Below are 9,253 nucleotides of genomic sequence, written 5' to 3'. Positions count from 1 at the left end.
TTTTTTGGGTTGTTTTTTTTTGTGTGTTTGTGTGTGTTAGTCTGCCCTTAATGGTGTTTTTTTGGGCTAGCGGGGGGGGCGTTATTCTGGGGGGGGATTTACGCGGCCCCGCCTCTGTTGCGGGGAAGGCCGGCTCAGACGGTCTCCGGGAGCTCGTCGAGCCCCTTGGTGACGAGCTCGGCGAGCTGGTCGAGGGCCGCGTCGGCGCCCTCGGCGTCGGAGGCCAGCACGATCTCCTCGCCGCCCTGCGCGCCGAGGCCGAGGACGGCCAGCATGGACGCGGCGTTGGCGGGGTTGCCGCCGGGCTTGGCGATCGTCACGGGGACGCCGAGGCCCGTCACCGCGCGGACGAAGATCGAAGCGGGACGTGCGTGCAGGCCCTCCGGCCAGCCGACGGTGACGTGGCGCTCAGCCATGGTGTTGCCCTCCGGGTCGTTCCAGGTTGTCTAGACCAGTCTCCCATGACCGGGAGACCGCTCCCGTCATATCGTCGCACTGTTCCGGTACGTCCCCTTACGCTGGGCCCATGACCTCTCCGCCGCCGACGCGGCCCTACCCGGTGCACTGGGAGGCGGACGTCGTGCTCCGCGACGGCGGCATCGCCCACGTCCGCCCGATCACGGCGGACGACGCGGAGCGGCTGGTCAGCTTCTACGAACAGGTCTCCGACGAGTCCAAGTACTACCGCTTCTTCGCGCCGTACCCGCGCCTGTCCGACCGGGACGTGCACCGCTTCACCCACCACGACTACGACGACCGGGTCGGCCTGGCCGCCACCGTAGGCGGCGAGTTCATCGCGACCGTGCGCTACGACCGTACGGAGGAGGGCCAGGCCGAGGTCGCCTTCCTGGTCCAGGACGCGCACCAGGGGCGAGGGGTCGCCTCGGCGCTGATGGAGCACATCGCGGCCGTCGCCAGGGAGCGCGCGATCCGCCGCTTCATCGCCGAGGTGCTGCCCGCCAACCGTAAGATGATCAAGGTCTTCACGGACGCCGGCTACACCCAGCAGCGCAGCTTCACCGACGGCGTCGTACGCCTCGAACTCGACCTGGAACCCACCGACGCCTCTCTCGCCGTCATGCGGGCCCGCGAGCAGCGCGCGGAGGCCCGCTCCGTGCAGCGACTGCTCGCCCCGCAGTCGGTCGTCGTGATCGGCGCCGGCCGCCGCCCCGGCGGGGTCGGCCGTACGCTGCTGCGCAACATCGCCGCCGCCGGCTTCACGGGCCGGCTGCACGCCGTCAACCACTCCTTCCCGGACGACCAGGGCACGGTCGACGGCGTCCCCGCCTACGGCTCGATCTCCGAGATCCCCGAGCCCGTCGACCTCGCGGTCATCGCCGTGCCGGCCGAGCGGGTCCCCGAGGCCGTCGCCGACTGCGGCGAACACGGCGTGCAGGGCCTGCTCGTGGTCACCTCCGGCTACGCCGAGTCCGGCCCGGAAGGCCGCGAACGGCAGCGGGCGCTCGTACGGCAGGCCCGCTCCTACGGCATGCGGGTCATCGGCCCCAACGCGCTCGGCATCCTCAACACCTCGCCCGCCGTACGGCTCAACGCCTCGCTCTCGCCCGAACTGCCCGCCACCGGGCGGCTCGGCCTGTTCACCCAGTCGGGCGCGATCGGCATCGCGGTCCTGAGCGGCCTGCACCGGCGCGGCGCCGGGCTGTCGTCCTTCGTCTCGGCGGGCAACCGCGCGGACGTCTCCGGCAACGACATCCTCCAGTACTGGCACGACGATCCGGCCACCGACGTCGTGCTGATGTACCTCGAAACCATCGGCAACCCGCGCAAGTTCAACCGCCTGGCCCGGCGGACCGCCGTCGCCAAGCCGGTCGTCGTCGTCAAGGGCGCCCGCCACTCCGGGGCCGTCCCGCCCGGCCAGCTGGTCGCGCCGGGGCGGATCCCCGACAGCACGGTCTCCGCGCTCTTCCGGCAGGCCGGAGTGATCCGCGTGGACACCGTCACCGAGCTGGCCGACGTCGGACTGCTGCTGTCCTCCCAGCCGCTCCCGGCGGGCCGGACCGGCGAGGCCGGCGACCGCATCGCCATCCTGGGCAACTCCGAATCCCTCGGCCTGCTGACGTACGACGCCTGCCTCACCGCGGGCCTCGCCCCCGCCGCCCCGCTCGACCTCACCACCCTCGCCGGCCCAGGCGACTTCCGCGCCGCCCTGGCCGACGCCCTCGCCGACCCGGCCTGCGACGCCGTCGTCGTCACCGCCATCCCCCGGGTCGGCTCCGAGGACGTCTCCGACCCCGAATCCGGCGACGACCCGGCGCTGGCCGCCGCGCTCCGCCAGGCGGCGGCCGAGGCGTCCGCCACGAAACCGGTCGTCGTCGTCCACCTCGCCCTGGAGGCCATGGCCGCGCGCCTGGCCGCCGCGGGCGGCACCGGCGCCCGCATCCCCGCCTACCCCGCCGCCGAACGGGCCGCCCGGGCCCTCGCGGAGGCTGCGGCGTACGCGAAGTGGCGCCGCGAGTCCGGGCGGCCGGGCCGCGTGCCGGAGTTCGAGGACACCCAGGAGGGCGCCGCCCGGCAGGATGTGGCCCGGCTGATCAGCGGGGCGGGGGAGGAGCAGCTCACCCTGGACGACACCGCGGCCGCCGCGCTCCTCGGCCGGTACGGCATCGCCGTACGCGCCGCCCTCCCCGCCCCCGACATCGCCTCTGCCGCCCACGCCGCCCGCCGCCTCGGCTACCCCGTGGCCCTCAAGACCACCGCCCCCCACCTGCGGCACCGGGCCGACCTCGGCGGCGTACGCCTCGACCTGGCCGACGAGAACGATCTGCGCCGCGCCTACGACGAGCTCACCGCCCGCCTCGGCAAGCCCGAGGAGCTGCGGCTCGTCGTCCAGCCGATGGCTCCGCGCGGCGTGGACACGGTCGTACGTGCCACCGTGGACCCCGCCGCCGGCGCGGTGCTCTCCTTCGGCCTCGCCGGGGCGCCCTCCGAGCTCCTCGGCGACATGGCGCACCGCCTCGTCCCCGCCACCGACCGCGACGCCGCCGAGCTGGTCCGCTCCATCAAGGCCGCCCCCCTCCTCTTCGGCTGGCGCGGCTCCGACCCCGTCGACACCGACGCCCTCGAGGAACTTCTCCTCCGCGTCTCCCTCCTCGCCGACGACCTCCCCGAGGTCGTCTCCGTGGACCTCGAACCCGTCGTCGTCTCCACCCGAGGCCTCGCCGTCCTGGGCGCCACGGTCCGCCTGGCCAGGCCGCCCGCCCGCACGGACCTGGGCCCGCGAGCCCTCTCCTCCTTCTGAGGGCTGGGGGCAGGCCGCTCGCACCCGGCGCGGAGCGCTCGGGGCACGGGGCAGGGGGCGGAGCCCCCGGGGCGCAGGGGCGGCAGCCGCCGCACGGGGCGCAGCCCATGGCGCGGGCCGCACTAGGATGGTGCGCATGGCGAAGACCGGTACGACGACCCAGGGGCTGCGCGCGGCGATCGAGCGCAGCGGCTACTACCCGGCCCTCGTGGCCGAGGCCGTGGAGGCGGCGGTCGGCGGGGAGCCGGTGGCGTCGTACCTGGTGCACCAGGAGACGACGTTCGACGCCAACGAAGTACGCCGGCATGTCACGGTCCTGGTGCTCACCTCCACCCGCTTCATCGTCAGCCACACCGATGAGCAGGCCGCCGACGACACGTCCCCGTCGCCGTACGCCACCACGTCCACCGAGTCCGTGAAGCTGGCCAGGATCTCCTCGGTGGTGCTGAGCCGCGTCGTCGCCAACCCGGAGTCGTACACCCCCGGCACGCTGCCGCGCGAGGTCGTGCTGACGATCGGCTGGGGCGCCGTCAGCCGCCTCGACCTGGAGCCCGCGGCCTGTGGTGACCCCAACTGCGAGGCGGACCACGGCTACACCGGTTCCTCCACCGCCGACGACCTCAGCCTCCGGGTGAGCGAGGCGGGCGACGGCCCGGAGACCGTCCGGCAGACCCTGGCCTTCGCGCAGGCGCTGTCCGAGGCCACCGCGGCGACCCCCGCCTCCGCCGGCTGATGATCCAGCCCGCACCGGCCTACGAACCGCTGGATCCCCGCACCGCCCCCGCCCCGCGCTACGGCACGGCCTCCCTCAGCGACGTGCTGCCCGCCGTCAGTGCCGGGCTCGGCGTGACCACCGGCCCGCCGACCGGTCTCGACCTGCCCCCGGCCGACCGGGTGTGCGTCTTCCTGGTCGACGGCATGGGCTGGGAGCTGCTGCGTACGCACCCCGACGAGGCGCCGTTCCTCACCTCCCTCCTCGGCACGTCGCTGAACCGCACCGGGCAGCCCCTCACCGCCGGCTTCCCGTCCACCACCGCGACCTCGCTCGCCTCCGTCGGCACCGGTCTGCCGCCCGGGTCGCACGGCCTGGCCGGGTACACCGTGCTGGACCCGGCCAGCGGCGTACTGATGAACCAGTTGCGCTGGCAGCCCTGGACCGACCCGTACACGTGGCAGCCGTACCCCACCGTCTTCCAGCTCGCGGAAGCCGCCGGGATCGAGACCTGCCAGGTCACCTCGCCGACCTTCCAGCACACCCCGCTCACCAAGATCGCCCTCAGCGGCGGCAGCTTCCACGGCCGCCTCACCGGCGACGAGCGGATGGACTTCGCCGCCGACCGGCTCGCCGCAGCCGACCGCGCGCTGGTCTACACGTACTACAGCGAACTCGACTCCATGGGGCACCGCCACGGCATCGACTCCGACGCCTGGCGCGGCCAGCTGATGATGGCCGACCGCCTCGCGCAGCGCCTCGCCGAGCAACTGCCGCCGCGCTCCGCGCTGTACATCACCGCCGACCACGGCATGATCGACATCCCCTTCGACCCCGAGTCGCGGATCGACTTCGACGAGGACTGGGAGCTGAGCGCCGGAGTCGCCATCCTCGGCGGCGAGGCCCGCGCCCGCCACGTCTACGCGGTGCCGGGTGCCGCCACCGACGTGTACACCGTCTGGAGCGAGGTCCTGGGCGAGCAGATGTGGGTCGCCACCCGCGATGAGGCGATCGCGGCAGGCTGGTTCGGCCCGGTCGTCGACGAGCGGGTCCGGGGCCGGATCGGTGACGTGGTGGCCGTGGCCCGCGACGACATCGCGATCGTCGCCACCCGCACGGAGCCGGGGGAGTCCTCCATGGTGGGCCTGCACGGCTCGATGACCCCCGGGGAGCAGCTCGTCCCGCTGCTCGAAGTACGCTCCTGAAGCTCACCGCCGCCCGCCCGAAAGGCCATTGCCACCTCATGCCCGAGCTTGTGTTCTTCTCCGGAACCATGGACTGCGGAAAGAGCACCCTCGCTCTCCAGATCGAGCACAACCGCTCCGCCAGAGGCCTGGAAGGCATGATCTTCACCCGCAACGACCGGGCCGGCGAAGGCGTCCTGTCCTCCCGCCTCGGCCTGGAGACCAAGGCCGTCGAGGCCACCGACGACTTCGACTTCTACGCCTACCTCGTCGCCCACCTCTCCGGCGGCGGCCGCGCCGACTACGTACTCGTCGACGAGGCCCAGTTCTTCACCCCCGACCAGATCGACCAGCTCGCCCGCATCGTCGACGACCTCCGCCTGGACGTCTTCGCCTTCGGCATCACCACCGACTTCCGCACCAAGCTCTTCCCCGGCTCCCGCCGCCTGGTCGAGATGGCCGACCGCGTCGAGGTCCTCCAGGTCGAGGCCCTGTGCTGGTGCGGCGCCCGCGCCACCCACAACGGCCGTACGGTGGACGGGGTGATGGTCGTCGAGGGCGAGCAGGTCGTCGTCGGCGACGTCAACGGCCAGGGCGGCGAGGTGGGTTACGAGGTGCTGTGCCGCCGGCACCACATCCGCCGTATGACCGCCGCCACGGCCCGCGCGGCCGCCATCTCCCCGGATGTCCTGCCGATCGGTCAGTGAGCCGTATGGATCACGGTGAAGACCGCGCCCTCGGGATCGGCCACCGTCGCCAGCCGCCCGTACGCCGAGTCGCGCGCCCCGCGCACCACATGGCCGCCCAGCTCGGCGACGTGCCGGACGGCGGCATCGGTGTCGGCCACGGCGAAGTACGTCATCCAGTGCGCGCCCCGGTCGCGCGGCAGCGCCTGGCCCACGCCGTGGATCCCGGCCACCGGCTGCCCCTGAAGGTGGAGGGTGAGGTAGTCGAAGTCGGCGGACACCACGGCCTCCGTGTCGAAGCCGAAGACCGCCGCGTAGAACTTCCCCACGGCCGAAGTCTCCCGGGTGATCAGCTCGTTCCAGGCCAGTGACCCCGGCTCGCCCAGCACCTCGACGCCCGTGTACCGCAGCGGCTGCCAGATACCGAACACCGCGCCCAGCGGATCGGAGGCAATCGCCATCCGCCCCGCGTCGTCGGCGTCCAGCGGCCCGACGCCGACCGTGCCCCCGCAGCCCCTGATCAGCTCGGCCGTCATGTCGGCGTCGTCGGTGCCGAAGTAGGTCGTCCAGGCGATCGGCAGATGCCGGTCCCTGGGCATCTCGCCGATCCCGGCCACACCGCGGCCGTTCAGGGTGGCCCGTACGTACGGCCCGAAGGGCTGCGGTGTGGACTCGAACTCCCAGCCGAACAGCTGGCCGTAGAAGTCCTGGGTCGCCTCCAGGTTGTGCGCGAGCAGGCTGACCCAGCACGGTGCGCCAGGGGGGCGGCGGGTCGGTACCTCGGTCATCGGTTCTCTCCTGGGGAGCAGCGCACGGGGCTGTGGGGGGTGTGGGGGAGGTGCCAGAGCCGATGCTTCCACCACCTGGTGCGGCGCGCGCTCCGGCCGCGCCGCAATCACCGTGTTCCCGCAGGAGAATGCCCGATTTAGCATTACCGGTCCGTTTCGCGACCGTTGCCGCGCAGTGACAATCCGCCAAAGGTTGTCCCCCGGACGCTCACAATGGACGTATGCATCCCATCATCACCGTAGCCGAGCTGGCGAGCGAACTGTCCGGCCCTTCGACGCCCGTCCTGCTGGACGTCCGCTGGCAGCTCGGCGGCCCGCCCGGCCGCCCGGAGTACGAGGCCGGCCACATCCCCGGCGCGGTCCATGTCGACCTCGACTCGGAACTCGCCGGCGCGCCCGGGGCCGGTGACGGCAGGCATCCACTGCCCGGCCTGGAGGTCTTCACCGCGGCCATGCGGCGCGCGGGGGTCGGCGCCGGGCGTGACGTCGTCGCCTACGACGGCGGCCTCGGCTGGGCCGCCGCCCGCGCCTGGTGGCTGCTGCGCTGGGCCGGCCACGACCGCGTCCGCGTCCTCGACGGCGGCCTCCCCGCCTGGCTCGCCGCCGGCCACGACCTCGCCAAGGACATCCCGGCCCCCGCCCCGGGCGACTTCACCCCCGCCCCCGGCGCCCTCCCGCTGCTCTCCGCCGCCGACGCCGCCGCCCTCGCCCGCCGCGGCGTCCTCCTCGACGCCCGCGCCGCCGAGCGCTACCGCGGCGACGTCGAGCCCATCGACCGCGTCGGCGGCCACATCCCCGGCGCCCTCAGCGCCCCCACCGTCGACAACCTCGCCGCCGACGGCCACTTCCTCCCCGCCGACGCGCTCGCGCTGCGCTTCGCCGACCTGGGCGCCGCCCCCGACGCCGAGGTCGGCGTCTACTGCGGCTCCGGCGTCTCCGGCGCCCACGAAGTGCTCGCCCTCGCGGTCGCCGGCGTCCCCGCCGCGCTGTACGTCGGTTCCTGGAGCGAATGGTCCTCCGACCCCGACCGCCCCGTGGCAACGGGCCCCCAGCCGGGCTGAGCCCAACCCCCCGGGTTGGGGGTAGGCCGTCCGCCTGAGGCGAGCGAAGCGAGGTGGGGGTCCCCCCGGCCGAAGGCTGGGGAGGGCTGGCCCAACTCGGCCACGGACCGTCGGCCGCCGATGCACCCTCGGCCACCCACCGTCGGGGTGCGCGTCCGTTGCCGGGTGCGGCCGAGTTGGGCCAGCCCGCTACGCCTCAGGCGAGCGGCCTACCCCCAACCCGGTAGAGAGGGGGGGAACCCCCGCCGGTTACTCCTGCTTCTTGCGGCGCGAGCCGAAGACGATCTCGTCCCAACTCGGCACCGTCGCACGCCGGCCGGGGCGGACGCCGTCCGCCTCGGCCTGGCGGTCGGTGGTGCCGACGAGGCGGTCGCGGTGACCGGCGACGGCACGCGGCATGAGGACGTCGGCGTAGGCGGAACCGGCCCCCGCGCTGGCGGCCGGGGCAGCCGGGGCATCCTCGACGGACTCGTCGTCCTCGGCGGGCTCTGCGACCGGCACCGCATCCGGCACGGTGGCCGGCGCCGGTACGACCATGTCGCCGCGGAAGCTCGGCACGGCCTCGAGCAGGCTGGTGAGCGAGTCGCGCTCATCCTCAGCGGAGACCGCACCGGAGACCGCGCCGGAGGCAGACGCGGCACCGCGCTCCTCGGGAGTCGGGGGCGCGGGCCGGTCGGGGCCGCCGAGCTGGCGGTCCATCGCACGGTCGAGCGGACGGTCGCGCGGCAGCCGGGCGATCCTCGGCACGAAGGGGAAGCTCGGCTCCTGTGTGTCGGGCGTGGTCTCGCCGATCAGGGCGCGAGCCTCGTCGTCGACGGCCTGCACGAGCCGCCGCGGCGGGTCGTACGTCCAGCTCGCCGAATGCGGCTCACCGGCCACCCGGTAGACCAGCAGCACTTCCCACGTACCGTCGTCGCGCCGCCAGGAGTCCCACAGGACGGTGTCCTTCTCGGCGCCGCGCAGCAGCAGCCGCTCCGCGACCGCCTCGCCGAGCTGCGGCCCGGTGCTCTCGCCCTGGCGACGTACCGGTGTCTTGCGCGCCCGCTCGGCCATGAAGGCCCGCTCGGCGAGCACCGGTCCCTCGAATCGGCGGACCCGCTCCACGGAGATACCGCCGAGCTGTGCGACCTCCTCGGCGGAGGCACCGGCTCGTATCCGCGCCTGGATGTCACGCGGCCGAAGGTGGCTCTCGACCTCGATCTCGATCTGGCCCAGCCGTGCCCGGTCGTTGCGCACGGCGGCGCGCAGCCGCTCATCGATGGGAAGCGTGTATTCCGTGCTGTCGGCAGCCTTGAGCACCAGTCGTGTGCCGTCGTTGCTGACGGCCACGACACGCAGTTCGGGCACGGTTACCTCCCGGGTGGTGCCTGCCGACGTCACGTGCGTCGCTGCTCCCGATGGACGAGTGTGACCTGCCCGGGTGCAGCCTGCCACAACCTTGCTGAGTTTCCCGGCGTGTCGGGCATGTGCCGTGACTCGCCGTTATGGCACGGTTACCTATTTGCAACTCTGCGTGACCAACCGAATCACCCAGCGTCACGAGCGCCGACTCGGGTTCCCTCC

8 protein-coding genes are annotated in these 9,253 nt (G+C 73.4%); 5 read left to right on the top strand and 3 right to left on the bottom strand.

Annotated features, from left to right (window positions below):
• Window positions 1–134 precede the first annotated feature (134 nt).
• Window positions 135–416: an HPr family phosphocarrier protein gene (locus ACFXJ5_RS18290; protein ID WP_384631544.1), complete on the bottom strand. Its 282-nt coding sequence runs from the start codon at window positions 414–416 to the stop codon at window positions 135–137.
• Between the two features lie 110 nt (window positions 417–526).
• Between ACFXJ5_RS18290 and ACFXJ5_RS18285 the strand changes: the two genes are divergently transcribed.
• The 4 genes from ACFXJ5_RS18285 (at window position 527) to ACFXJ5_RS18270 (ending at window position 5,862) form a co-directional block, all read left to right on the top strand.
• On the top strand, window positions 527–3,259 hold the full coding sequence (locus ACFXJ5_RS18285; protein WP_384631542.1) for a GNAT family N-acetyltransferase: 2,733 nt from the start codon (window positions 527–529) through the stop codon (window positions 3,257–3,259).
• Between the two features lie 136 nt (window positions 3,260–3,395).
• Window positions 3,396–3,992, top strand: a complete 597-nt coding sequence (locus tag ACFXJ5_RS18280) for a DUF5998 family protein (RefSeq protein WP_384631540.1) — start codon at window positions 3,396–3,398, stop codon at window positions 3,990–3,992.
• Window positions 3,992–5,176: an alkaline phosphatase family protein gene (locus ACFXJ5_RS18275; RefSeq protein WP_384631539.1), complete on the top strand. Its 1,185-nt coding sequence runs from the start codon at window positions 3,992–3,994 to the stop codon at window positions 5,174–5,176. The genes ACFXJ5_RS18280 and ACFXJ5_RS18275 overlap by 1 nt, the downstream gene beginning before the upstream one ends.
• Before the next feature lie 38 nt (window positions 5,177–5,214).
• Window positions 5,215–5,862, top strand: a complete 648-nt coding sequence (locus ACFXJ5_RS18270; protein WP_127359264.1) for a thymidine kinase — start codon at window positions 5,215–5,217, stop codon at window positions 5,860–5,862.
• Here the strand turns inward: ACFXJ5_RS18270 and ACFXJ5_RS18265 are convergent.
• Entirely contained in the window at window positions 5,856–6,629 is a 774-nt protein-coding gene (locus tag ACFXJ5_RS18265) for a VOC family protein (protein ID WP_384631537.1), read from the bottom strand. The two genes, ACFXJ5_RS18270 and ACFXJ5_RS18265, sit on opposite strands and share 7 nt — an antisense overlap.
• Window positions 6,630–6,850: 221 nt before the next feature.
• Between ACFXJ5_RS18265 and ACFXJ5_RS18260 the strand changes: the two genes are divergently transcribed.
• Entirely contained in the window at window positions 6,851–7,690 is an 840-nt protein-coding gene (locus ACFXJ5_RS18260; protein WP_384631535.1) for a sulfurtransferase, read from the top strand.
• A 249-nt stretch (window positions 7,691–7,939) separates the two neighbouring features.
• On the opposite strand, the gene sepH is transcribed toward ACFXJ5_RS18260, so the two are convergent.
• Entirely contained in the window at window positions 7,940–9,070 is a 1,131-nt protein-coding gene (gene sepH, locus ACFXJ5_RS18255) for a septation protein SepH (protein ID WP_384631533.1), read from the bottom strand.
• Window positions 9,071–9,253 lie beyond the last annotated feature (183 nt).

It is taken from the genome of Streptomyces sp. NPDC059373, from assembly GCF_042751495.1.
Taxonomy (GTDB): domain Bacteria; phylum Actinomycetota; class Actinomycetes; order Streptomycetales; family Streptomycetaceae; genus Actinacidiphila.
Note: the sequence above shows the minus strand (reverse complement) of the source record. Positions and strands in the feature narration are given on the sequence as shown.

Coding starts and splice junctions, on each gene's coding strand:
- ACFXJ5_RS18290 (WP_384631544.1), bottom strand. CDS start 416: ATGGCTGAGCGCCACGTCACCGTCGGCTGGCCGGAGGGCCTGCACGCA.
- ACFXJ5_RS18260 (WP_384631535.1), top strand. CDS start 6,851: ATGCATCCCATCATCACCGTAGCCGAGCTGGCGAGCGAACTGTCCGGC.
- ACFXJ5_RS18265 (WP_384631537.1), bottom strand. CDS start 6,629: ATGACCGAGGTACCGACCCGCCGCCCCCCTGGCGCACCGTGCTGGGTC.
- ACFXJ5_RS18285 (WP_384631542.1), top strand. CDS start 527: ATGACCTCTCCGCCGCCGACGCGGCCCTACCCGGTGCACTGGGAGGCG.
- ACFXJ5_RS18275 (WP_384631539.1), top strand. CDS start 3,992: ATGATCCAGCCCGCACCGGCCTACGAACCGCTGGATCCCCGCACCGCC.
- ACFXJ5_RS18280 (WP_384631540.1), top strand. CDS start 3,396: ATGGCGAAGACCGGTACGACGACCCAGGGGCTGCGCGCGGCGATCGAG.
- ACFXJ5_RS18270 (WP_127359264.1), top strand. CDS start 5,215: ATGCCCGAGCTTGTGTTCTTCTCCGGAACCATGGACTGCGGAAAGAGC.